This window comes from Nocardia veterana NBRC 100344 (genome assembly GCF_000308855.1).
Taxonomy (GTDB): Bacteria; Actinomycetota; Actinomycetes; order Mycobacteriales; family Mycobacteriaceae; genus Nocardia; species Nocardia veterana.
Genome location: NZ_BAGM01000026.1, coordinates 1 through 22,571, shown reverse-complemented (window position 1 = coordinate 22,571; position 22,571 = coordinate 1). Strand labels below are relative to the sequence as shown.

Annotated in this window: 23 protein-coding genes and 1 pseudogene; 6 read left to right on the top strand and 18 right to left on the bottom strand. The window is 69.6% G+C overall.

Annotation, left to right across the window (positions count from 1 at the left end; all coding sequences use genetic code 11):
* Positions 1-12: 12 nt before the first annotated feature.
* The 6 genes from tsaD to alr all read right to left on the bottom strand — a co-directional run bounded on the left by tsaD (position 13) and on the right by alr (position 5,286).
* Complete coding sequence (gene tsaD, locus ON37_RS04575; RefSeq protein WP_040717005.1) at positions 13-1,047, bottom strand: tRNA (adenosine(37)-N6)-threonylcarbamoyltransferase complex transferase subunit TsaD; 1,035 nt, start codon at positions 1,045-1,047, stop codon at positions 13-15.
* On the bottom strand, positions 1,044-1,577 hold the full coding sequence (gene rimI / locus ON37_RS04570; protein WP_040717003.1) for a ribosomal protein S18-alanine N-acetyltransferase: 534 nt from the start codon (positions 1,575-1,577) through the stop codon (positions 1,044-1,046). Before rimI ends, tsaD begins: the two co-directional genes overlap by 4 nt.
* Entirely contained in the window at positions 1,574-2,278 is a 705-nt protein-coding gene (gene tsaB / locus ON37_RS04565; protein ID WP_040717001.1) for a tRNA (adenosine(37)-N6)-threonylcarbamoyltransferase complex dimerization subunit type 1 TsaB, read from the bottom strand. Before tsaB ends, rimI begins: the two co-directional genes overlap by 4 nt.
* 272 nt (positions 2,279-2,550) lie before the next feature.
* On the bottom strand, positions 2,551-3,036 hold the full coding sequence (tsaE, locus tag ON37_RS04560) for a tRNA (adenosine(37)-N6)-threonylcarbamoyltransferase complex ATPase subunit type 1 TsaE (protein WP_051031202.1): 486 nt from the start codon (positions 3,034-3,036) through the stop codon (positions 2,551-2,553).
* The gene (locus ON37_RS04555) at positions 3,029-4,144 is read right to left on the bottom strand and encodes an alpha/beta fold hydrolase (RefSeq protein WP_040717000.1); all 1,116 of its coding nucleotides are present in this window, start codon (positions 4,142-4,144) and stop codon (positions 3,029-3,031) included. The genes tsaE and ON37_RS04555 overlap by 8 nt, the downstream gene beginning before the upstream one ends.
* Positions 4,144-5,286, bottom strand: a complete 1,143-nt coding sequence (alr, locus tag ON37_RS04550; protein WP_245553037.1) for an alanine racemase — start codon at positions 5,284-5,286, stop codon at positions 4,144-4,146. The genes ON37_RS04555 and alr overlap by 1 nt, the downstream gene beginning before the upstream one ends.
* Before the next feature lie 161 nt (positions 5,287-5,447).
* Here alr and ON37_RS04545 point away from each other — a divergent pair, with 161 nt between their 5' ends.
* Positions 5,448-6,266, top strand: coding sequence for an SDR family oxidoreductase (locus tag ON37_RS04545; RefSeq protein WP_040716995.1), 819 nt, complete (start codon positions 5,448-5,450; stop codon positions 6,264-6,266).
* Between the two features lie 43 nt (positions 6,267-6,309).
* On the opposite strand, the gene ON37_RS04540 is transcribed toward ON37_RS04545, so the two are convergent.
* Complete coding sequence (locus tag ON37_RS04540) at positions 6,310-7,782, bottom strand: NAD(P)H-hydrate dehydratase (RefSeq protein WP_040716993.1); 1,473 nt, start codon at positions 7,780-7,782, stop codon at positions 6,310-6,312.
* Positions 7,783-7,945: 163 nt separating this feature from the next.
* On the opposite strand from ON37_RS04540, the gene ON37_RS04535 reads away from it, so the two are divergent.
* Positions 7,946-8,371 (top strand): plastocyanin/azurin family copper-binding protein, encoded by a 426-nt coding sequence (locus ON37_RS04535; RefSeq protein ID WP_040716990.1) that lies wholly within the window; start codon positions 7,946-7,948, stop codon positions 8,369-8,371.
* Between the two features lie 11 nt (positions 8,372-8,382).
* Here ON37_RS04535 and ON37_RS04530 read toward each other — a convergent pair whose 3' ends face one another.
* Positions 8,383-8,847, bottom strand: a complete 465-nt coding sequence (locus ON37_RS04530) for a MarR family winged helix-turn-helix transcriptional regulator (protein WP_040716988.1) — start codon at positions 8,845-8,847, stop codon at positions 8,383-8,385.
* A gap of 130 nt (positions 8,848-8,977) precedes the next feature.
* On the opposite strand from ON37_RS04530, the gene ON37_RS04525 reads away from it, so the two are divergent.
* Positions 8,978-10,168, top strand: coding sequence for an MFS transporter (locus ON37_RS04525; protein WP_040716986.1), 1,191 nt, complete (start codon positions 8,978-8,980; stop codon positions 10,166-10,168).
* A gap of 4 nt (positions 10,169-10,172) precedes the next feature.
* On the opposite strand, the gene glmS is transcribed toward ON37_RS04525, so the two are convergent.
* A complete protein-coding gene (gene glmS / locus ON37_RS04520) occupies positions 10,173-12,041 on the bottom strand; it encodes a glutamine--fructose-6-phosphate transaminase (isomerizing) (protein ID WP_040716984.1) in 1,869 nt (622 codons plus the stop codon).
* Between the two features lie 130 nt (positions 12,042-12,171).
* Between glmS and ON37_RS04515 the strand changes: the two genes are divergently transcribed.
* The gene (locus tag ON37_RS04515; RefSeq protein ID WP_040716982.1) at positions 12,172-13,038 is read left to right on the top strand and encodes a poly(ethylene terephthalate) hydrolase family protein; all 867 of its coding nucleotides are present in this window, start codon (positions 12,172-12,174) and stop codon (positions 13,036-13,038) included.
* 14 nt (positions 13,039-13,052) lie between these two features.
* Here ON37_RS04515 and ON37_RS04510 read toward each other — a convergent pair whose 3' ends face one another.
* Together ON37_RS04510 and ON37_RS04505 are read right to left on the bottom strand one after the other, a co-directional pair.
* Positions 13,053-13,361, bottom strand: a complete 309-nt coding sequence (locus ON37_RS04510) for a DUF6802 family protein (protein ID WP_040716980.1) — start codon at positions 13,359-13,361, stop codon at positions 13,053-13,055.
* Positions 13,362-13,503: 142 nt separating this feature from the next.
* Positions 13,504-13,695, bottom strand: a complete 192-nt coding sequence (locus ON37_RS04505) for a PspC domain-containing protein (protein WP_040717011.1) — start codon at positions 13,693-13,695, stop codon at positions 13,504-13,506.
* A 148-nt stretch (positions 13,696-13,843) separates the two neighbouring features.
* Here ON37_RS04505 and ON37_RS04500 point away from each other — a divergent pair, with 148 nt between their 5' ends.
* Both ON37_RS04500 and ON37_RS04495 read left to right on the top strand, forming a co-directional pair.
* Positions 13,844-15,511 (top strand): ABC-F family ATP-binding cassette domain-containing protein, encoded by a 1,668-nt coding sequence (locus tag ON37_RS04500; RefSeq protein ID WP_040716978.1) that lies wholly within the window; start codon positions 13,844-13,846, stop codon positions 15,509-15,511.
* Positions 15,512-15,540: 29 nt separating this feature from the next.
* A complete protein-coding gene (locus ON37_RS04495) occupies positions 15,541-15,966 on the top strand; it encodes a hypothetical protein (RefSeq protein WP_040717010.1) in 426 nt (141 codons plus the stop codon).
* Positions 15,967-15,998: 32 nt separating this feature from the next.
* Here the strand turns inward: ON37_RS04495 and ON37_RS30765 are convergent, their stop codons facing one another.
* From ON37_RS30765 to ON37_RS04460, 7 genes and pseudogenes are all read right to left on the bottom strand, one after another.
* Complete coding sequence (locus tag ON37_RS30765) at positions 15,999-16,799, bottom strand: DUF8176 domain-containing protein (RefSeq protein WP_051031200.1); 801 nt, start codon at positions 16,797-16,799, stop codon at positions 15,999-16,001.
* 175 nt (positions 16,800-16,974) lie between these two features.
* Positions 16,975-18,360, bottom strand: coding sequence for a hypothetical protein (locus ON37_RS04485; RefSeq protein WP_040716976.1), 1,386 nt, complete (start codon positions 18,358-18,360; stop codon positions 16,975-16,977).
* Positions 18,357-18,668, bottom strand: coding sequence for a hypothetical protein (locus ON37_RS04480; RefSeq protein WP_040716973.1), 312 nt, complete (start codon positions 18,666-18,668; stop codon positions 18,357-18,359). The genes ON37_RS04485 and ON37_RS04480 overlap by 4 nt, the downstream gene beginning before the upstream one ends.
* A 394-nt stretch (positions 18,669-19,062) precedes the next feature.
* Positions 19,063-20,430, bottom strand: coding sequence for a phosphoglucosamine mutase (glmM, locus tag ON37_RS04475; RefSeq protein WP_040716971.1), 1,368 nt, complete (start codon positions 20,428-20,430; stop codon positions 19,063-19,065).
* Between the two features lie 200 nt (positions 20,431-20,630).
* On the bottom strand, positions 20,631-21,140 hold the full coding sequence (gene rpsI, locus ON37_RS04470) for a 30S ribosomal protein S9 (RefSeq protein ID WP_040716969.1): 510 nt from the start codon (positions 21,138-21,140) through the stop codon (positions 20,631-20,633).
* Entirely contained in the window at positions 21,137-21,580 is a 444-nt protein-coding gene (gene rplM, locus ON37_RS04465) for a 50S ribosomal protein L13 (RefSeq protein ID WP_040716968.1), read from the bottom strand. Before rplM ends, rpsI begins: the two co-directional genes overlap by 4 nt.
* 175 nt (positions 21,581-21,755) lie before the next feature.
* Positions 21,756-22,571 (bottom strand): annotated as a pseudogene (locus ON37_RS04460) (hypothetical protein); the annotation flags it as partial.

The window sequence follows — 22,571 nt, the reverse complement described above, 5'->3', positions numbered from 1 at the left end:
CCCGCGGGTCCGTCAGTGAATCTGACTGGTAGCCACCGACAATCCGGGATCGGTAGCCACACTCAGCGGCGAGGGCGCCGCGCCGCCGGCGATCACGTGCGCGCCCAGTGTGGCGATCATGACGCCGTTGTCCGTGCACAACCGCGGCTTCGGCACCCGCAGGGTGACACCGGCTTCGGCGCACCGCTGTTCGGCCATCGACCGAATCCGTGAGTTGGCCGTGGCGCCGCCGCCGAGCACCAGAGTGTCGACACCCACATCCTGGACGGCGCGAACGGCCTTCATGGTCAGCACGTCCGCTACCGCTTCCTGGAACGAGGCCGCGATATCGGGGATCGGCAGTTCGGCGCCGTCGCGCTGCGCCGCCTCCACGTACCGCGCGACCGCGGTCTTCAATCCGGAGAAGGAGAAATCGTAGCGCGGATCGCGCGGACCGGTCATTCCGCGCGGGAAGGCGATCGCGGTCGGATCACCGTGGGCCGCTGCGGCATCCAGCGCCGGCCCGCCCGGGAATCCGAGGCCGAGCAGCCGCGCCACCTTGTCGAACGCCTCCCCCGCCGCATCGTCGACGGTGCTACCGAGTTCGACGATCGGCTCGGCCAGATCGGTGACGTGCAACAGGTGGGTGTGCCCGCCGGAGACCAGCAGCGCCACACAGGGCGGCATCGGGCCGTGTTCGAGGGTGTCGACGGCGACGTGCCCGCCGAGATGGTTCAACGCGTACAGCGGGATATCCCAGGCGGCGGCATAGGCTTTCGCGGCCGCGACCCCGACGAGCAGCGCACCCGCCAGGCCCGGGCCGATGGTCACGGCCAGCGCATCCGGCTTCGCGATCCCCGCCGCCGACAGCGCCCGGCGCATCGCGGGCACGATGGCCTCGAGATGCGCACGGGAGGCGATCTCGGGAACCACTCCCCCGAACCGGGCGTGCTGGTCGACGCTGGACGCGACCTCGTCGGCGAGCAGTTCGCAGGTCCCGTCCGGATGCCGACGCACGATGCCGACTCCGGTTTCGTCACAAGAACTTTCGATACCCAGGACGATCACGACAGGACCTCGGAGTCATGGGCGCGTTCGGCGCCCGGATGTGGAAATCCGGTCATCGCCGGACGGCGCATCGTGAAGGCGTCGGCGCCACTGGGCTGGTAGTAGTTCTTGCGGAGCCCGATGATGTGGAAGCCGTGCTTCTCGTACAGCGCGATGGCCGGCGCGTTGTCGGTGCGCACCTCCAGGAAGACCGGACCGCCACGCCGCCCCGCCTCCGACAGCAGCGCCCGCAACAGCGCGGTGCCGATACCGCCACGGTGCACCTGCGGGTCGACGCCGATGGTGTGGATCTCGGCCTCGGGGTGTTCGGTCGTGCCCAGCAGCGCGATGCCGGCATAACCGAGCATGCGGCCCGCGTCGTCACGCGCCACCAGGTAGCGGTTGTGCGCGCCGGCCAGTTCGGACCGGAACGCCACGTCCTGCCACGGGTCGTCCTCGGGGAACAGCAACAGCTCCAGTTCGACGCAGCGCGCGATATCGGCCGGGCCCATCGGCTCGATGTGCACCGTGGGCGAGGATTCGGTACTCATCGCACCGCCTGATAGCTGCGCTCGACGGCGTCGGGACGGCGCAGATAGAGGGGAATCAGCGGCTGCGGAGTCGCCCGCGCGAGGATGTCGTGCGCCGCACAGCGCACCAGTCCGGCGGGCGACGGGGTTTCGACCGGCAGTACCTGGAGATCGAAAAAGTCGACGTGCGAAGGGGATCCCGCGATCGCCGTCGCCTCGCCCGAATCCAGATCGACCGGCTTGCACACCCCCGGGCCGTCGATGCGACCGGTCCGCCGATAGCGCGCCCAGTACACCTCGCGGCGACGGGCATCGGTGACCACGAGCAGTTCGGCTCCGTCGTCCCCCGAGTCCACCGCCTGGGTGCCACCGGCGGGCACTTCCGGCCAGGCCTCGGCCGCGATGGCGTCGAGACTGCAGACCCCGTGCACCGGCAGGCCCAGCGCATCGCCGAAGGCGGCGGCGGTGGCCATCCCGACCCGCAGCCCGGTGAACGGGCCGGGGCCGACGCCCACCACGACCGCGGCGATATCGGTGCGCGTCCGACCGGTCTCCTCGAGGCAGGCGAGGATCTGCGGAGTAAGCACCTCGTTGTGCGCACGCGCGTCCACGGTCACCCGGGAGGCGAGAGTGTGGACTTGCGGCGCAGTGGTGGCCTGCTCCAGTTCCACCAGTCCTGCTGTAACGGCAGGCGTCGCGGTGTCGACAGCGAGTACAAGCATGATTGCCTCAACGATACCGGTTGGTCACCTCCCGTATGCCATCAGCGCCGTCGGCGTAACCGCATGTCGCAACCCTGCGGCTAACCTCGCGTAGTGCCGGATCGGCGGGACCCGGCCGGGACCGCACACCGGCTCCGCCAACGATCAAGTGCCGCAACAACTGCCATGGGGACACGGCGACCGGTATCGATTCGACCGGCGATCCCCGGTCCAGGTCCGGCACTGCCGCGCATTCGCCCGCGCGGCCGCCGATACCGTCGCGGTGGCGAGCATCACAGCGTCCGGTAGGGCCCGACCCACTCCCAGGTCGCCGTCCTCGTCTCCGAGTCCGGCTCCCGATCCAACCGGACCCGTAGATGCCGATCGGCGAGATGTTCGACGACTCCCAGTCCCCATTCCACGACCACGACCGATTCGTGCAGATCGGTGTCGAGATCGAGGGCATCGAGCTGGTCGAGGTCGCCGCCCAGGCGATAGGCGTCGACGTGGACGAGAGGGATCGACCCCGGCCGCGCCCCCGCCCGATGCTGGCGAGCGATGATGAAAGTGGGCGAGCTGACCCGCCCCTCCACCCCCAGGCCCGCCGCAATCCCCCGGGTGAGCGCGGTCTTTCCGGCGCCCAGGGGACCGTCGAGCACCACGAGATCACCGGCGCGCAGCTCCGCCGCCAACTCCCGGCCCAGCGCCTCGGTATCGGCGACCGTAGGCAGTTCCCGCCGGTCGGCCGGCAGATCGGCGCCGTCACGCGGGTCAGCCATGCGATACCTCCCGGCTCGCCGGACCGTGGTCGAGCGACGCGGCCCCGAATACCCCGGCCCGCAGCAGCAATCGGTCCAGCGCCGCATTCAGCAGGTCGGGGTAGTGCAGGTGCACCATGTGCGCGGCGTCGGTGACCCGTACCAGATCGGCGTCGGGCAGGCGGGCGGCCAGCTCCCGCGAATTGCGGAACGGAATGATCAGGTCGTGCCCGCCGCCGACGACCAGCGCCGGCCGCGGAGCGAGAACCGGCAGCGCCGCCGATTCGTCGTGCACTTCCAGCGCTTTCAGGAATTTCACGATGGTCTCGACCGGCGTGCGGTCGATCATCGAGGTGGTGAATCGCGACAGCGTCGGGCTCACATCGCCGTGGAACGAACTGACGTGCAGCACCGGCGTGATCACCTGGCGGGCGGTGACCCGGCCCGCCTGGATCAGGGCCGGGGAGGTGTGCACCAGCATGCGGAAGCCGTCGATGGCCGGACTGCGCAACAGTTGCGCGGCACCCGCGCGGGTCACGCCGGCGGCGGTAGTCGACAGCAGCGCGGAGGCCACCACCCGGTGCTCGAACAGTTCGGGGAACTGCGCCGCGGCGGCCAGCACCGCCATCCCGCCCATGGAATGCCCGACCAGCACCAACGGGCCGGTGGGCGCGCAGTCCTCGATCACCCGGACCAGGTCGCGGCCCAGTTGCGGGACGGTGCAGCTCGCGCTGCTCGGCACCCCGGAACTGCCGTGGCCGCGCAGATCGAAGAAGACCATCCGGACCCGGGGCCCCCACAGCGCGGCCAGATCCCGGCGCTGGAAATGGAACGAGTACATGCTGTTGCAGAAGCCGTGCACGAAAATCACCGTGGCGGCGGCATTGTCGGGGCCGACCACACGCGCAGCGAGCGGCACGCCGTCCTCGGCCGTCACCCGGCGGGCCGGATCGCGATCCAGCAGGGTGAAGTCCTCGTCGCGCAGATCGTCGCCCCGCGCGGGCCAGGCCACACCGGCGCCGACCCGGCGCAACGCCTGAGCGCCCGCCAACGTCGCCAACACACTCGCCGAGGCGACCCCGCCGCGGAATAGCCGCGATCGAAACCCCTGTGGCCGTACAGATTCCATCACACCACCCCTGTCCGTCCGGTATAGCCTCGCACGACCCGGCCACGCGGGGAACAGACGATCTCGTAATGGATGGTGTTCATCAGATCGGCCCACTGTTGCGCATGCGGTTCGCCGGGTGCGCCACCGAACAGCACCGCCCGATCGCCTTCCCGCACCCCTCGCGGGTTCTCCCCCAGATCGACCACCAGCTGGTCCATGCAGACCCGGCCGATGTTCGGATAGTCCGCATCGCCGATCCGCAGCGCGATCCGGCCGCCGAGCCCGCGCGGCACACCGTCGGCATAACCCGCGGGGATCAGTGCCACGGTGGTGTCGTGCGGGGCGATCCACTCGTGGCCGTAGGACACGCCCTCACCTTTCGCCACGCGTTTGACCAGGGCGACGCGGGCGCGGAAGGTCATGGCCGGGCGGAGATCGAAATCCCGGCTCTCGGGCACCGGATTGAGGCCGTAGACCGCGATCCCCGGCCGGACCATGTCGAAGGCCAGGTCGGGCCGGGTCAGCGTGGCCGCGGAATTCGCCAGATGGACCAGCTCGGGTTGCAGCCCGTAGTCCTTGGCGGTGGCGATGGCTTCGACGAACCGATCGCGCTGCACGTCGATGACCGGATGGTTCGGCTGATCGGCATGCGCCAGATGCGAGAACATCGCGCGAAATCGCACCACGCCCTCGCCGACCAGCTGTTCCAGCAGACCGAGCACCTGCGGATATTCGGCCGAGGAGACGCCGTTGCGGTTGAGTCCGGTGTCGATCTTCAAGGTCACGGTGGCGGTCGCCCCGCTCACGCGGGCGGCCCGCTCGACCGCGCGCAGATGCGCGACCGAGGAGACGCCGATCTCGATATCTGCGGCGATAGCGGCGGCGTAGTCGGCATCGGAGGTGTTGAGCCAGCTCAGAATCGGCGCGGTGATGCCGGCGGCACGCAACTGCAGCGCCTCGGCAATGGTGGTGACGCCCAGTTCGGCCGCGCCCGCGGCCAGTGCCGCCCGGGCGACCTGCACCGCGCCGTGGTTGTAGGCGTCGGCCTTGACCACCACCATCACCGCGGCATCGCCCGCGTGCGACCGCAACACCCGCACGTTGTGTGCGATGGCATCCAGATCGACGACGGTCTCCACCTGCGGCTCAGCACTACTCACGGCTACCGATCCTGCCACGCGGCGAACCCGCTACCGCAGCGTGCCCGCGCGCCGGGGCGGGCCGGGCGAAATCGCCCCTTGCTTGGAGTGCACTCCAGCTGGCTAGCGTCGACGGCACGGGCTACGACGCCCGCATCAGCAACCGTCGAACAGAGGGTGACATGAGCAAGGTTTGGTTCATCACCGGTGTTTCTCGCGGATTCGGCCGCGAATGGGCAGCGGCCGCACTCGAACGGGGCGACCGGGTCGCCGGGACCGCGCGCAAGCCGGAAACGCTCACCGATCTGGCCGCCGCGTACCCCGACACCTTCCTGCCGCTGCAACTGGATGTCACCGACCGCGCGGCGGATTTCGCGACCGTGGCGCAGGCCGCCCGGCATTTCGGACGGCTCGACGTGGTCGTCAACAACGCGGGCTACGGGCATTTCGGCATGATCGAGGAACTGACCGAGGACGAGGTCCGCGCCCAGTTCGAAACCAATGTCTTCGGGGCCCTGTGGGTCACCCAGGCGGCGCTGCCGATCCTGCGAGAACAGGGCAGCGGTCACATCCTGCAGGTGTCGAGTATCGGCGGTATCAGCGCCTTCCCGAATCTGGGCGCCTATCACGCGTCGAAATGGGCGCTGGAGGGATTCTCGCAGTCGCTGGCCCAGGAGGTCGCCGGCTTCGGAATCCACGTCACCCTGATCGAGCCGGGCGGGTTCAGCACCGACTGGGCCGGACCGTCCGCGGTGCACAGCGCCGAGAACCCCGCCTACCAGCAGGTCCGGCAGGAACGCAACCGCACCCGCGCGGGGTACCGGGCGGGCGAACCGACCGCCACCCGGACCGCGATCCTGACCGTCGTCGACGCCGACCAGCCGCCGCTGCGTCTGTTCCTCGGCACCGCGCCCCTGCAGATCGCGACCGCGGACTACGAATCGCGGCTGGCGACCTGGCGGGAGTGGGAGCGGGTTTCGGCAGCGGCACAGGGCGACTGACCGCCACGCGGGAGCCGGGCGGGCCGGTCGGAATCGCCGGCCGTCACGCGTGCTCGGCCAGCTCGCGCAGGGTGGCGATCGCGCCGGGCAACTGCCGCAGCAGGGGTGTCGCCGAAATCGGCGCGCCCGCAGCACCGTTCGCATGTGCGGCGAGGTTGGCGGCGAGGGCGTGGACGCGAGCGGCTGCGGCGGCCGACCAGGCCGGCTCCCGCCCCGCCGCCAGCAATGCGCCGATCACGCCGGCGAGCACGTCGCCCGCGCCCGCGGTGGCCGCCCAGGAACCGCCCGCCTCGTTCACCAGGGTCGGCTGCCCGGGCGTCGCGACCAGTGTCGATCGCCCCTTCAGCAGGACGGTGACCTGCCAGCCGTCGGCGAGCGCACGGACCGCGGCGACCCGGTCGGCGCCGAGCTCTCGGCCGGTGAGGCGCGCGAATTCGCCTGCGTGCGGGGTCAATACGGTGGGCGCGGCGCGCCCGGTCACGAGCTCCGGCGCACCGGCCAGCAACGTCAAACCGTCGGCGTCGACCACCACCGGGAGATCGGTCGCCAGCAGCTGCGCCAGCGTTTCCCGCGCCGCGTCGTCAGTGCCCGCGCCGGGCCCGAACACCCATGCCTGCACCCGTCCGGTGTCGGAAACGCTCTCGGCGGCAATCACTTCCGGAAACCGCGCCAGCACCTGCGCGGCCGCGGTCCCCGCGTACCGCACCATCCCGGAGGTGGCGGCGACCGCGGCGCCGGTGCACAGCACCGCCGCGCCCGGGTAGGTCGCACTGCCGGCACAGATCCCGGTCACGCCCTGGGTGTACTTGTCGTCGTGCGGGCCCGGTACCGGCCAGCCCGCGCCGATCGCAACCGGTTCCAACGCAACCAGATTCGGTTCGGGCAGGCGCAGACCGATGGGGATCAGGCGGATGCGGCCACACCGGGGGGCGGCCAGCGCGTGCACCGGCTTGTACGCGCCGAAGGTGACCGTCACGTCGGCCCACACCGCCGGACCGTCGACCGCCCCGGTGTTCGGATCGACCCCACTGGGCAGATCGGCGGCGACGATCGGGGCCCGCACCGCCGCCACCAGTTCGGCGGCGCGGGGCCGCAGTGAACCGCGCCCCGAAATCCCGACGATGCCGTCGATCACCAGATCCGGGGCGCCGAGCAGATCGGCCACCGAACCCGCGCGCGCGTCCCGGATCCGACCGCCCGCCCGGCGCAACGCGGCGAGTCCGGCGGCATGCGCACGCTCCGGCGACAGCAGCAGCGCCGTCACCGCCGCCCCGCGGCGGCGCAGCTCGGCGCCCGCCCAGAGCGCGTCACCGCCGTTGTCCCCGGACCCGACGAGCAGGGTCACCGCGCGCCCGGCGACGCCACCGGATCGCTCCCGGAGTTCGGCGGCCACCACATTCGCCAATCCGTGAGCGGCGCGGCGCATCGGCACTCCGGCCGCGACCCGCTCGAACAGCTCGGCCTCGGCCGCGCGCACCTCGTCGACGGTGAAGTATCCCCGCGGTGGCGGTGCCATCGTTCGCCTCCTCATCCGGTCGGGCACGGATCGCAACCCCAGCAGATTACGCCCGCGCGCGGCCGATTCGGCCGCAGCGCATCGGCGCTCGCCGCGACGGTTCGAGCACCGGCGAGTCGAGCGCGGTGAACCGGGCGCAACCCGCCGAGACTAGGCTCGTGTCATGCCGAACAGCGTCGTCCGCAGCCGAGTGTCGCGCCTCGTAACGACCGCCGCAGCACTGGCGGCCGCGGCCCTGATCGCGGGATGTGGTTCGGGCACAACGACATCCACATCGACAACTGCGGCCACGCCGTCGGGTACCACCACAGCGTCCCTGTCGGCCGCGCCACAGACCTCGGTGACCGTGCACGTCGACAAGATGAAGTTTTCCCCCGATGCCGTCACCATCACCGCCGGCGGCACCGTCACCTGGAAGTTCTCCGACAAGGTGCCGCATGCGGTGCAGGGCATCGGCGATTCGGCGATGGGGATCAACAGCCCGATTCTCACCGACGGTGAGTGGAGTCATACCTTCACCGTTCCCGGAACCTACCGTTATCTGTGCCCGCTGCATCCGGAGATGCGCGGCACCGTCACCGTGCGGTAGCCGGGCCCGCCCTATACCCGTGCGTCCCGGCGGTTCAGCGCTTCCACCGCGGTCACCAGCGGCGCGAGTTCCGGATCGGCCGCCGCCTCGCCGAGCGCCTCGGCCAGCGCGCCGTCGTTGGTGGGGCGGGCCCGCTCGAGCAGCGCGAGTCCTTCGGGCGTGACGTCGGTATAGATGCCGCGGCGGTCGTCCGGGCACAGGTAACGCTGGAGCAATCCGCGGTCCTCGAGCCTGGTCACCAGCCGCGTCGTCGCGCTCTGGCTGAGCGCCACCGACTCGGCCACCTGATTCATCCGCAGATGCCCGCCGGGCCCGTCGTGTTGCCGGCTGAGGACGGTGAGCAGCGAATACTCACGCACGCTGAGGTCGTGACCGGCTTGCAGAGCGCGTTCGATCCGCGCCTCGATCCGATCGTGCAGCACTGAGAGCGCGTACCAGCCGTCCGCCAACCCGGTCAGCGCCGCGTCCGCCGTCATGTGGCCTCCTCGTTAGTCACTGTTACCAGGGTAACGCGCTTCCGCAATAGCAGGCGCTTGCAATTAACACGCGTCTGCAATTATTGTCGACGCTTGTAATCCTGAACAACTCCGTGGGGAAGGCTCGTCCATGCCACTCGCACTTCTCGCCCTCACTCTCGGCGCCTTCGCGATCGGCACCACCGAATTCATCGTGGTCGGTCTGCTGCCCGGGGTCGCGGACAGTTACGCGGTCTCGATCCCGACCGCCGGCTGGCTGGTGACCGGCTACGCGCTCGGTGTCCTCGTCGGCGCCCCGGTCATGACGGGGCTCGGAACCCGGGTATCCCGCAAACGCATGCTGCTGATCAGCCTGCTGCTCCTGATCGCCGGCAACGTACTCTCCGCCGCCGCACCGACTTTCGGCCTGATGCTGACCGGACGCTTCGTGGCCTCACTGGCCCACGGCGCCTTCTTCGGCATCGGCGCGGTGGTCGCCGGATCGCTCGTGGCACCGGATCGCCGAGCCGGGGCCATCGCCATGATGTTCACCGGGCTCACCGTCGCCACCGTGGTCGGCGTTCCGCTGAGCACCCTGCTCGGCCAGCATTTCGGCTGGCGGCTGGCCTTCGCCCTGGTGGCCGCGGTCGGCGCCCTCGCCTTCGCCGGGGTGTTCGCCCTGGTCCCCGATCAGCCCGCGCCGCGCGATGCCCGATTCACCAGGGAACTGGCGGTACTGCGCAATCCGCAGGTGCTGCTGGCGATGGCGATGACGGTCCTCGGCTTCGGTGGGGTCTTCGCCGCCATCACCTACCTCGCCCCGATGATGACCGACGTCACCGGATTCGCCGAGACCTCGGTCACCTGGATCATGGTGCTGTTCGGCCTGGGCTTCCTGATCGGCAATCTGCTCGGCGGCCGGTACGCCGATCGTCACCTGCTTCCGATGCTGTACGTCACGCTCGCGGCGCTGGCCGTGGTGCTGGCGCTGTTCACCGTCACCGCACACAACAAGATCGCCGCCGCCGTCACCGTCGTGCTGATCGGCGCGCTGGGCTTCGCCACCGTGCCACCGCTGCAGAAGCGAGTGCTCGATCAGGCCGCGGCCGCACCGACCTTGGCCTCGGCATTGAATATCGGGGCCTTCAACCTCGGCAATGCCCTGGCCGCATGGCTGGGTGGTGCGGTCATCGCCGCGGGTTTCGGTTACACCGCCCCGAGTTGGGTCGGGGTGATCCTGGCCGCGAGTGCGCTCGGCCTGGCAGTCTGGTCGGGGGCGTTGGAACGCCGCACAGCCGCCACTCCCGCCGGCTCCGAAGAGCTGGTGGCGGTAGGCGATTGAGCCGTTACTCGACCGTCACCGACTTCGCGAGGTTGCGCGGCTTGTCGATGTCGTAGCCACGAGTCTGCGCCACCTCCGCAGCGAAGATCTGCAGCGGAACGGTCGACAGCAACGGCTGGAAGAGGGTGGGCGCGGCCGGAATCTCGATGAGGTGGTCGGCGAACGGCCGGACCGTATCGTCACCCTCCTCCGCGATCACGATGGTGCGCGCGCCGCGCGCCTGAATCTCGCGAATATTGCTGAGCAACTTCGAATGCAGCACCGCGCGCCCCTTCGGGGAGGGCATGACCACGATCACCGGCAGGCCCTCCTCGATCAGCGCGATCGGACCGTGCTTGAGCTCACCCGCGGCGAAGCCCTCGGCATGCATGTAGGCGAGTTCCTTGAGCTTCAGCGCCCCCTCGAGGGCCACCGGGTAGCCGACGTGACGGCCCAGGAACAGCACCGTCGACTGATGGGCGAATCGGCGTGCGATCTCCCGCACCTGCGGCGCGGTCTCGAGCACTCGCTCCACCAGCTTCGGCATCGCCTCCAACTCGCCGAATTCGCGAGCCACCTCGTCGGGGTACTTGGTGCCGCGCGCCTGCGCGAGGGCAAGGCCCACAAGGTAATTCGCGGTGATCTGAGCGAGGAACGCCTTCGTCGAGGCAACCCCGATCTCCGGGCCGGTCCGGGTGTAGACCACGGCATCGGATTCCCGCGGAATCTGCGCGCCGTTGGTGTTGCAGATCGCCAGCACCCGGGCCTTCTGTTCCTTGGCGTGGCGCACCGCCTCCAGCGTGTCGGCGGTCTCGCCGGACTGGGAGATCGCCACCACCAGGGTGGAGCGATCCAGAACCGGGTCCCGGTAACGGAATTCGCTGGCCAACTCCACCTCGACCGGCACTCGCGTCCAATGCTCGATCGCGTACTTCGCCAGCAGTCCGGCGTGATAGGAACTGCCACACGCGACCACGAACACCTTGTCGAATTCGCGCAGCTCCTGGTCCGCGAGACGCTGCTCGTCGAGCACGATGCGGCCGTTGTCGAAATGGCCCATCAGCGTTTCGGCGACACCGGCGGGCTGTTCCTCGATCTCCTTCAGCATGAAGTAGTCGTGGCCGCCCTTCTCCGCCGCGGCCAGATCCCAGTCGATCGTGAACGGCCGGGTGCGCACACCCTCGGCATTGCCGTCGAAATCGGTCACGGCATAACTGTCCGCGGTGATCACCACGGCCTGGTCCTGCCCCAATTCGACCGCTTCGCGGGTGTGTTCGATGAACGCCGTCACATCGGAGGCGATGAACATCTCCCCCTTGCCCACGCCCACCACCAGCGGCGTGGACCGGCGCGCGGCCACGATCGTGCCGGGGTGATCGGCATGAGTGAACACCAGCGTGAACGCCCCCTCGAGGCGGCGTAGCACGGCCAGCGCGCTGCCGACGAAATCACCGGCGGTGGGGCCGGCGGCGTAAGCGCGGGCCACCAGATGGACCGCGACCTCGGTGTCGGTGTCGCTGCGCAGTTCGACCCCGGACTCCTCGAGTTCCCGGCGGAGCGGGGCGAAGTTCTCGATGATGCCGTTGTGCACGACGGCGACCCGGCCGGTGTCGTCGCGGTGCGGGTGCGCATTGCGGTCGGTCGGCGCGCCGTGCGTGGCCCAGCGGGTATGGCCCATCCCCGTGGTCCCCGCGAAGGCGGCCGGCCCGGCCTCGGCCAGTTCGGCCTCCAGATTCGCCAGCCGCCCGGCCTTGCGTTCCACCGCGATGGTGCCCGCGCCGTCCAGGATCGCCACGCCCGCGGAGTCGTAGCCCCGGTACTCCATGCGGCGCAGTGCGTCCACGACGACGCCGAGCGCGTCCCGGTACCCGACGTAGCCAACGATTCCGCACATGGTGTCCCAGCCTACTTGGGCCGCGTGGACACGCGAATCGGACTGCTATCAACCCAGGTCCCGGCTGGTCCGCGCCGACCGCGTCCCAACGGTGCGGCAATCCGGGCGTCCATCGGTAGAGTTCACCCTCGTGTCGGTGTCTGTGAAATCGCTTCTGAGCATTCTGACCAGCCCAGGTCCGCACCGGGTCATGCGCGGAAATCTCGGCATCGCCGGTCAGCCCGGCGTCGTGTACACACCCGAGGAGGGGCACAACCTGCCCGCCGTCGCCTTCGGTCACGGCTGGCTCGCCGGCGCCGGCAACTACCGCAAACTACTCGAACACCTCGCTTCCTGGGGTTTCGTCGCCGCCGCACCCGACACCGAACGCGGGCCGCTGCCGTCACATCTGAATCTGGCGACCGACCTGCTCACCACACTCGACATCTGTGCCGGAGTACGCCTGGGCAGCGGCGCGATCAGCGTGCATCCGGACAAACTCGCACTCGCCGGGCACGGAATGGGCGCCGGCGCCGCGGTCATCGCCGCCTCACAGCGCAAGGTCGCCGCCCTCGCCGCCCTCTACCCCGCGCCGACCGCCCCCACCTCCGAGGCACTGGCGCGCGAGATCGACATCCCCGCCCTGATCGTCGCCGGCGGCGTCGACGTCTCGACCGGCAACTGCAACGCCGTCCCGCTGGCCGCCGCCTGGGCGGGCCCGGTATCGCTGCGGACCGTCGACAAGGCGACCCACAACGGGATCGTCGAAGGCCGTCGCGCGCTGGCCGCCCTCGGGGCCGCGAAGTACGAGCCCAAGACCGAGCGCATCACGCGGGCCCTCCTGGTCGGCTATCTGAGCTACCAACTACTCGGCGACAAGAAGTACAAAGCCTTCGCCGATCCGGATGCCGAGATCCCGCATACCGCCGTCGTCGACCCCACGGCGACGGAAGAGCCGGAGCCCGAACATCTTTCGCCTCTCCAGGTGATGCAGGTGGCGCGCGCGCTGCGCAAGTAACGGCCCTGCGGCCGTCACTTCCCCATCTTGCCCTTGTCCACCTGAACCCACTCGGATCGCCCGTCCGGGTAATGGTGGAATTCCCACGCGGAGTAGTCGCCGCCGTCGTCGACGATGCTCACGTGATCGGCGTAGCCGTCGTGATCCATGTCCGACCACACCTCCATCGAGTGGTCGCTGTGGAAGGTTTCGGTGTCCAGGATGCCGTCGGCGTCGAGATCCTGGGACGGGTGGTTCAGTTCCACGGCGCCGATCCCGCCGAGGTCGGAGTGCGCGTCGACTGCCGGCAGGTCCAGGCCCGGCAGATCGCCCGAATGGATCATGTGTGTGCTCCTCGAGGACGTGCGGGATTTGTTCCATCCTGGCATCCGGACGCCGTGCGATGCACCCCGTATCCGGCATGTTGTGGACAACTCACCCGAGCCGGGGCGCACCGACAGGATTGCCTGTGGATAACCAGGTCCGCTACTGCTTCGGGATCACCACCCACAGCACCAGATAGATGATGAACTGCGGGCCGGGCAACAGGCAGGACGCGACGAACAGCAACCGGACGATGGTGGCGTTCCAGCCGAAATAACGGGCGAGTCCGCCGCAGACACCACCGATCCACTTGTCGGTGGTCGATCGGGTCAGCCGGCGGGTGGGGGCGGTCATGTCGCTCTCCTTGGTCACGGTGGTTCGCGGTGATTCCACTGTGCCGGTCGAGCAGCCGCGGGCGCATCGGGCGACAGACCCATCCGCACCCTGATTTTCACCGGCCCGGTCTCAGGGTGCGAGCGGCGGACCGGGCAGACTCGTCCGAGTGAGTACCACTCTGCACGCGCACGGACTGTCGGCGGGGCACGGGGACCGGATGCTGTTCCAGGACCTGGATCTGGTGTTGGCGCCCGGTGACGTGATCGGCCTGGTCGGTGTCAACGGCGCCGGTAAGTCGACGCTGCTGCGGATGTTGGCCGAACGCACCCCGCAGACCGGACGGATCACCCTGAGCCCACCGGATGCGACGATCGGCTACCTGGCGCAGGAACCCGAGCGCCGCCCAGGGGAAACGGTGGCGCAATTCCTCGCGCGGCGCACCGGAGTCGCCGCGGCACAACGCCGAATGGACGCCGCCGCCGAACGGTTGGCGGCGGCGACGGACGACACCGCCGCGGACGACTATTCGGCCGCACTCGAGCGCTGGCTGGCTCTCGGCGGCGCCGATCTGGAAACTCGCGCCGATGAGGTCGCCGCCGACCTCGGGCTGGCCGAAAGTTTGCCGCAGGGCCTCGACACCCCCATGGTCGTGTTGTCGGGTGGACAGGCCGCGCGTGCCGGGCTGGCCTCGGTATTGCTGTCGCGCTTCGACATTCTGCTTCTGGACGAGCCGACCAACGATCTCGACCTGGACGGGCTGGCTCGGCTCGAGCAGTTCGTCACCGGTGTGCGGACACCGCTGATGGTCATCAGCCACGATCGGGAATTCTTGGCACGCACCGTCAATCGCATCGTCGAACTCGATCTGGCGCAACAGCAGGTCGGCAGCTACGACGGCGGTTACGACGCGTATCTGGCCGAGCGTGAGATCGCCCGGCGGCACGCGCGCGAGGCGTACGAGGAGTACGCCGAGACCAAGGCGGGACTGGAAGCGCGGCAGGTCATGCAGCGCAATTGGCTCGAGCACGGCGTGCGCAACGCGCGCCGCAAGGCACGGGATCCGCGAAAGGTCGACTCCGACAAGGCCGGACGCAAGATGCGTGCCGAATCGACCGAGAAACAAGCCGCCAAGGTGCGGCAGACGCAGCGTCGTATCGAACGGCTCGAGGTGGTGGAGGAACCGCGCAAGGAGTGGGAGCTGCGGATGTCGATCGCGACGGCGCCGCGCAGCGGAACGGTGGTCGCGACGCTGTCCGATGCCCTCCTCACCCGTGGCGACTTCGTGCTGGGCCCGGTCACCGCGCAGGTCGAATGGGGTGACCGGATCGTGCTCACCGGGCCGAACGGCTCCGGTAAGTCCACCCTGCTCGCCCTGTTGCTGGGCAAGGTCGCCCCGGACGAGGGCAGCGCATCACTCGGTTCCGGGGTCGCGATCGGCGAGGTCGATCAGGTGCGCGGACTGTTTCGCGGGACCGACTCGCTCGCCGCCACTTTCGGTGCGCAGGTGCCGGACTGGCCGGACGCCGAGGTACGGACGCTGCTGGCGAAATTCGGGTTGCGCGGTGCCCATGTGTTGCGCCCCAACGACACCCTCTCGCCCGGTGAACGCACCCGGGCCGCGCTGGCGCTGCTCCAGGCCCGCGGGGTCAATCTGCTCGTGCTCGACGAACCGACCAACCACCTCGACCTGCCCGCGATCGAACAGCTGGAACAGGCCGTCGAATCGTTCGACGGCACGCTCCTGCTGGTCACTCACGACCGCCGCATGCTCGACACCGTCCGGGCGACCCGGCGCTGGCAGCTGACCGCCGGGCGGCTGACCGAAGATCGCTGACGATCGGCAGGGGAGATTCGATGGAACACATGGAGCTCGGGGTGGACACCCGGACCACCTTGCTGATCGCCGGGCTGATCTTCGTCTGGGCGCTGCTGCTGGGTGTGTGGAAGTACCACGGAATGCGGACATCTCCGGAAGGTCACGCCCATCCCTACGTCGACATCGCCCATCGTGCGGCGCTGATGTACAGCTTCGCGGCCCTGCTGTTGGCGGTCTTCGTGGAGTTGTCGGACTGGCCGACCGCGGTGAATCTTGTTGCGGCGCTGGTCGTTCTCGCGTTCTTCGCCGGTGCGATCGCCTCCTACTGCCTGCACGGACTGCGCCGTGACACCACGAATCAGTTTCGCGGGCCGATCCCGCTCGCGCTTCGGCTGTCCATGTACGCCTTGATCGTGGGCGAGATCGGTGGATTTCTCGTCCCGTTCACGGGGTTCGTGCACGCCCGGTTCTGACCGGGCCCACGCGACGGCGGGTCGTCCGGCGATCAGCCCGCGGCGATCGCCGTGATCAGGGTGCGGCCCGATTCGCTTCGAGTACTGATGAGTTGGGTGAACGCGTGGGGTTGCTCATCCGGCTTCTGCTGGGTGAGGCGAACCTCCCACTGCCCCTCGTCACCGGTGCGGGTGATCTGGACGCAGTAGCGGGTACCCACCGGCACCTGATTGATTCCACGCTGGATCTGATCGGCGGGCGGTACCGAGGAATCATCGGCGACGACGGCCCGCGCCGCGTATCCGGAGCGCTGCACGTAGTACGCCCGTTCGAAGGCGAGGATCGCATCGGGGCCGGATCCCGTTCCACCCGGGTCGGTTCCGGACACCACCTCGGCCGTGCGTTTCTGCTCGCACCCGTCGGTGGCGATCGACGCGGACGGCGCCGACGACGTGGTCGGCGCGGCGCGGGTGGTGGTGCCGGGCGCCGGAACAGCCGCGACCATCGGCGGTTTCGACGGTGCCGGCTGCGAGCGTTTCCCGGTGTGGATGACGGTCAGTACCACCGAGACGACCACGATTCCGACACCGATCAAAGTCAGTGCGGCGAGTAACTTCTCACCGCGGCGGTTGTCCCGCCGCGGCCGGCCCGTCCGCGGACGGCGCAGGGCGGGACCCGGATTTCCGCCCGAACGATCGACGATCTTCGGCACCAGCGTCGATTTGTCGATCAGATCCGGATCGGTCAGCGGACCGCCGATCGGGATCCGGCGTGGTTCCGGCTCCGCGGGCGCTTCCGGCTCCGACCGTTCGGCCGGCTCGAGCCACTGCTCCCAGTCGCCCGAGGGATACACCGGTGAGCCGGGGACTGGGCGTGGCGGCCCGGCCGACCCGGTACCGCGAGGGGTAGCCGCAGCCGGACGGCGTGGCCCCCGTCGGCCCGGCCGCCGTTGCCGGCCCTGTTTACCGACGGGGGTGCGGACCATCGGAAGACCGAGGTCGAAGGGGTTGTCCTGCTGCGGATCCGGATCAGACCGTGTCATCGCCGAAGTCGCCGATCACAGCGGCGGGCACCGTGGTCTCGGCGGCCGGCACGGTGACACCCAGCTGACCGTCACGAGGTTTGTGCTCCTGACCGCCACTGGCAGGCGGCGGCAAGGCCATTCCGCCGGCCACCCCGCCCGGATGCGCCGGCTCCGGCGCGGGGGCGGGTGCCGGTGCGGGTGGTTTCGGCATCGGCGCCGGGCCGTCCGCAGCGGGCGGGATGATCGATGACGGCGGCGGTGGTACCGGATCGGGCTTGTCGGCCGGAGCCTTGTCCGCCTGACTCTTGTCCGCGGCATGTGCGCCCGCATCCGGGATGATCGATCCCGGGCCGGTCTTCCCCGGCGCCGACTGCCCGATTCCGGGTCCGAAATCGAACAGCTTGCCCGATGAATTTCCGGAAGTTCCGGCCGGATCGGTTTTGTCGCCGGTGGCGTTGTCCGGATGGATCAACTGCGGAATGGCCTGATCGACCGACGAGGCCACGGTATCGATGGTGTGGGTGCCGACCTCGGCGATCTTGTCGATCAGGTGGGTGCCGATATCCACTCCGGCATTGATCGCCGACGTGCCGATCTCGACACCGGCCTGGACGAGCAGCTGCTGCAGCTGCAGCTGAGCGAGCTGCGCCGGATCGATCGGCTGCCCGGGTGCGGCACCCGATTGCCCTGGCGCCGTGGCGTATTGGCCGGGAGGCCCGGCGTACGCGCTCGGCAGCACCGAGGACGGCGTATCGCCCCACGACTGCGACGACGTCAGCCCGGCCGGGGTGGTAACGGTGAGCGGGCCCATCTCGTCCAGGCGACGCGAGTGGTCGTCCATTTCGGTCCGCGCGGACGTGACCGTGGAGATCGCCTCGCGCAGTGCCTGTGTCGCCCGGTTGATGACGGCATCGGTATCCGGCGCCGCCGTCGCGTTTCCCAGAATGGTGCGGGCATCGCGACGGAAGTCGGCGATGATCCGGTCCACGCGCCCGGCCGCCCGTGCACTGGTGGCATGGGCGTCGGCCAGCACCCCCAGGTAGGCGGGACCGCGGTCGGAGATATCACCGATCTGGGTCTGGGTGGTGCGCAATGCCGGAACGGCCGCATCCGACCCGGGACCCGTCCAGGTCGATTCCAGGGCGTGGACGCCGTCCCGGTGCGGGCCCTCGGTATCGGCGGCCTGGGTGGACGCATGCGACAGCGCGCCGGTGATGGTCGCGTCGGGCGTCGCGACCCCCGACCCCAGCGAGGCACGCAAAGCCAGCAACGGCTGTACCAGGGTCGCGACGATCGGCGGATCCACGTTCGGATCGGAAGTCGTTGTGGGCGTGGTGGTATCGCTGCGCGACGCGGCCGGCCGGCGCCGCAAGGCCGACGGCCGCCTCACGGCCGCTGCTCCGTCCGGGCGATCGCACCGGCCGAATCCTCGTCGGCGCCCTGCACCCCCGCGGTATAGGTGGTGAGGGTGTGGCCGTAGGCGGAGACCAGCTTGCCCGCCGTGGACAACGCCTGCGCGTGTTCGGACACCGCGGCGGCGAATTTGGCCGCGAAATCGGCGCCCACCAGGCCCAGATCGGCGGTCAGCCGCTGCGGATCGACCGCCCCCGCGGCCACCGCCGCGGCCGAAGCGAGTTGCTGGGACACGGCATTCGCGATGGCGGTGTAGGACGCCATCGCGGCGGGGTCGACCCGCATCACGGTATTCGCTGCCGCCGGCGCGGGCGACGACGATGTCGGACTCGCGGAGTTGTCGAGCGGCGGAGTGCTATCAAGCTTCAGCGGGTCCACTGTTCCCCCTCACGGAAATCAAGCTTCGCTGTCGCATCATGATGTGCGTCCCACCATACTTCCCGGAGCCGACAGTCGCGTCCCGATCGCGGGAGCACCGGCGCCCCGAGCGCGTTCGCGAAATATCGACCGACCCTGGCCGGAACGCCGGAAATCGCTATCTACCAGCGGATATCATCTGAGTCTCGAATCAGCTGCGGCCGCCCGGCAGCCGCTGTGTCCCCTCGACATCGATACGACAGCCGCACCCCTTCGGGGAACCCGCACCCCGCGTGGCATGCGGGCCCGGACCGGATCGCACTCACACCGCGGCGACGCACTTGGCCAGATCGTCGGCCAGTTGTTTGGCGCGATACGCGTCGGTGGCCTCCACCATGACGCGGATCAACTGCTCGGTGCCGCTCGGGCGCAACAGCACCCGGCCGTTGTCGCCGAGCACTCGTTCCGCTTCGGCAACCGCGTCGCGAACCGCGGGGGCAGCGGCCACGGCCGCCTTGTCGGCCACCGGGACGTTCACCAGCACCTGCGGCACCGTTGTCATCACACTCGCGAGTTCGGCCAGGCTGCGGCCGGTTTCGACCATGCGCGCCATGAGTTTCAGTCCGGTCAGCACCCCGTCGCCGGTCGTGCCGTAACGCGGGAAGACCAGATGTCCGGACTGTTCACCACCCAGGCTGTAGCCGCCGCGCCGCAATTCCTCGAGCACATAGCGGTCACCGACCGCGGTGGTACGCACGGTGATTCCGGCGTCCCGCAACGCGATGTGCAAACCCAGATTGCTCATCACGGTCGCCACCAGGGTGTCCTGCGCCAGCTCACCGGATTCGTGCATCGCCAGCGCCAGCACGGCCATGATCGCGTCCCCGTCGACCACCGCACCGGAGGCGTCGACCGCCAGGCAGCGATCGGCGTCACCGTCGTGTGCCAGGCCCAGGTCGGCACCGTGTTCCAGAACGGCGCGCTGAATCTGTTCCAAGTGAGTGGAGCCGCATCGATCGTTGATGTTGAGCCCGTTCGGCTCGGCGTTGATCGCGACCACGCGGGCGCCGGCTTCCCGATAGGCGGCCGGGCCCACATCGGAGGCGGCGCCGTGCGCACAATCCACCACCACCGTGATGCCGGACAGATCGCGACCGGTCGCCTCCACGAGGTGCTCGACGTAGCGCTCGTGAGTCCCGGCCAGGCTGTAGTGGTCGTCGACCCGGCCGTCGGCGCCGGAAAGACTGAGCACCCGGCCGATCCCGGCCCCGGTGGGCCGCACGAAGGTCTTGGCGCGGACCAGTTCCTCGATCTTGTCCTCGATCGAGTCGTCGAGTTTGTGGCCGCCGGCGGCGAAGATCTTGATCCCGTTGTCCGGCATCGCATTGTGCGAGGCGGAGATCATCACTCCGAGGCAGGCATCGTAGGCCGCGGTCAGATAGGCCACCGCCGGGGTCGGCAACACCCCGACCGACAACACGCTCATCCCGGCGGCGGTCAGGCCCGCGGTCACCGCGGCCTCCAACATCTCGCCGCTGGCCCGCGGATCGCGACCGACCACCGCCACCGCGCGCGGCCCACCCCGGCCCAGGACCTGAGCCGCGGCGGCCGAAATCTGCAGTGCCAGTTCCGGACTCAGCGATTCGTTGGCCAGGCCGCGAACTCCGTCGGTACCGAACAAACGCCCCATCTATCTCGCCCCTCGGGTTGAATTGCGGTGTGCGCGGGACCCTGGCGTGGGAACGCCGGCTGCCCGTCCCGGCCGCTACCGTCGATGGATACAGCACGAGAGCAGGCGCCCGGGGTGGGCGCCTGCTCTCGTACGATGTCGCGTCGGCCGCATCCACCCGGACACCGGGGTGCCGGATGGAGCGGCCGCGCGCTGCAAGATCAGCGCTTCGAGTACTGCGGAGCCTTGCGGGCCTTCTTGAGGCCGTACTTCTTGCGCTCGGTGGCACGCGGGTCACGAGTCAGGAAGCCGGCCCGCTTCAGCGCGGGGCGATCCTCGGGGGTGACCTCGATCAGCGCGCGGGCGATGGCCAGGCGCAGGGCGCCGGCCTGACCCGACGGGCCGCCGCCGACCAGGCGGGCGTGCACGTCGAAGGTCTCGGTGCGCTCGACGGTCACCAGCGGGGACTTCACCAGCTGCTGGTGCACCTTGTTCGGGAAGTAGTCCTCGATGGTGCGCCCGTTCAGCACGAACTGACCGGTGCCGGGAACCAGGCGCACCCGGACCACGGCCTCCTTGCGGCGGCCGACGGTCTGCACCGGGCGGTCGATCACGACCGGAGCGGCAGCGTAGGACTCGGTGTATTCGGCCTCGTAGCCGGCACCTTCGTCGACGACCTCCGCGGCGGCGTCCTCGACGTATTCCTCGTTGAATTCCTCGGGAGCGGTCACTGGGCCACCTGCTTGATCTCGAACGGAATGGGCTGCTGGGCCGCGTGCGGGTGCGACGGGCCGCCGTAGACCTTCAGCTTGCGCGCGATCTGGTTGCCCAGCTTGTTCTTCGGGATCATGCCCTTGACGGCACGCTCCACGACGCGCTCCGGCCGGGTGTCGAGCAACTGTCCGACAGACCGGGACTTCAGGCCACCGGGGTGCCCGGAGTGGGTGTAGAGGAGCTTGTCCTCGCGCTTGTTGCCGGAGACGGCAACCTTGTCGGCATTGATGATGATGACGAAGTCGCCACCATCGACATTCGGTGCGTAGGTCGGCTTGTTCTTGCCACGCAGCAGATTCGCTGCCTGCACGGCAAGGCGGCCGAGCACTACGTCAGTGGCGTCGATGACGTACCACTGCCGGGTCACGTCACCCGCCTTCGGGCTGTACGTAGGCACAGTGCTTCCCTGTCTGTCGTCGATGTTCTGCCAGCCAGACGTGTGGTCGAGTGATCCCGGCGGCCGGTGGAGACCCGGGGCTCGTGGGACGGCACGGACGAGTCTGCGACGTACCGCACGCCGAAGGAGGACGATACCAGCACCGGCCGGTCCGGCCGAAACCGCCCCGGTCAGCTCAGATGTGCATCGGTGGTCCGGCGTCGGTGATACCCGGGACGGTCGGGACGACATAGCGCAGGTTGTCGATCGCCAGATGGGCGCAGCCGCGCTCGGCGACCGATTGGACGTTCGGGCTCGGCGCCCCGCCGGCATTCATGGTCATGGAACATTCCGGCGTGGCGTCGGGCACCTGCGCGGCCTGCTCCACCGCGGGCCAGGCCCCGAATCCGTCCGCTCCGGCGAAGGTCCCCACGGATGCGGCGTCGAAGGCGGCCGGGTCGGCGGCCTCGACCGAGCGGGCGGGACCGGTCCCGGCCGGCTGCATCGCACTGTTCACGACCGGATCCGCGGCGACGCGAGGGAGGTCGGCGTTGCCGTCGGCGCAGATACCGACCGCGGCCAACGCGACCGCGCCCGCGATGGTGGGCGCGCCGAACAGGTTGTCCTTGACCTTGCTCCAGAGTTTGCCCTTGTGCCCGTGCTCGTCGGATTCGGCATCCGCGCCGGCCGATGGCCCACCGGATCGGCCGGCGGCCGGATCGGCATCCGGTCGTCGTCCCATCACGGTGGTGCGCTGCTCATCGGCCGGCGGTTCCGGGGGGCGGGTGAACCTGCTTCCCAGATCCCCCGACGGCTCACCGGGCACCCGCGGCTGGGGTGCCGAGCGGGGGCCGCTGTCGTGGGCGGCATGGCGGCCGTCGGGCGGATTCGCCGGCGGTTCGGTCCGGCGCGGCGGCTGCTGGTACTGCGGATTCGGGGCCGATCCGGCCTCCGAACCGCGCCAGGCGTGCCGGCTCGGGTCGTCCTGGCGCGGCCCCGCGGCGGGCTGGGC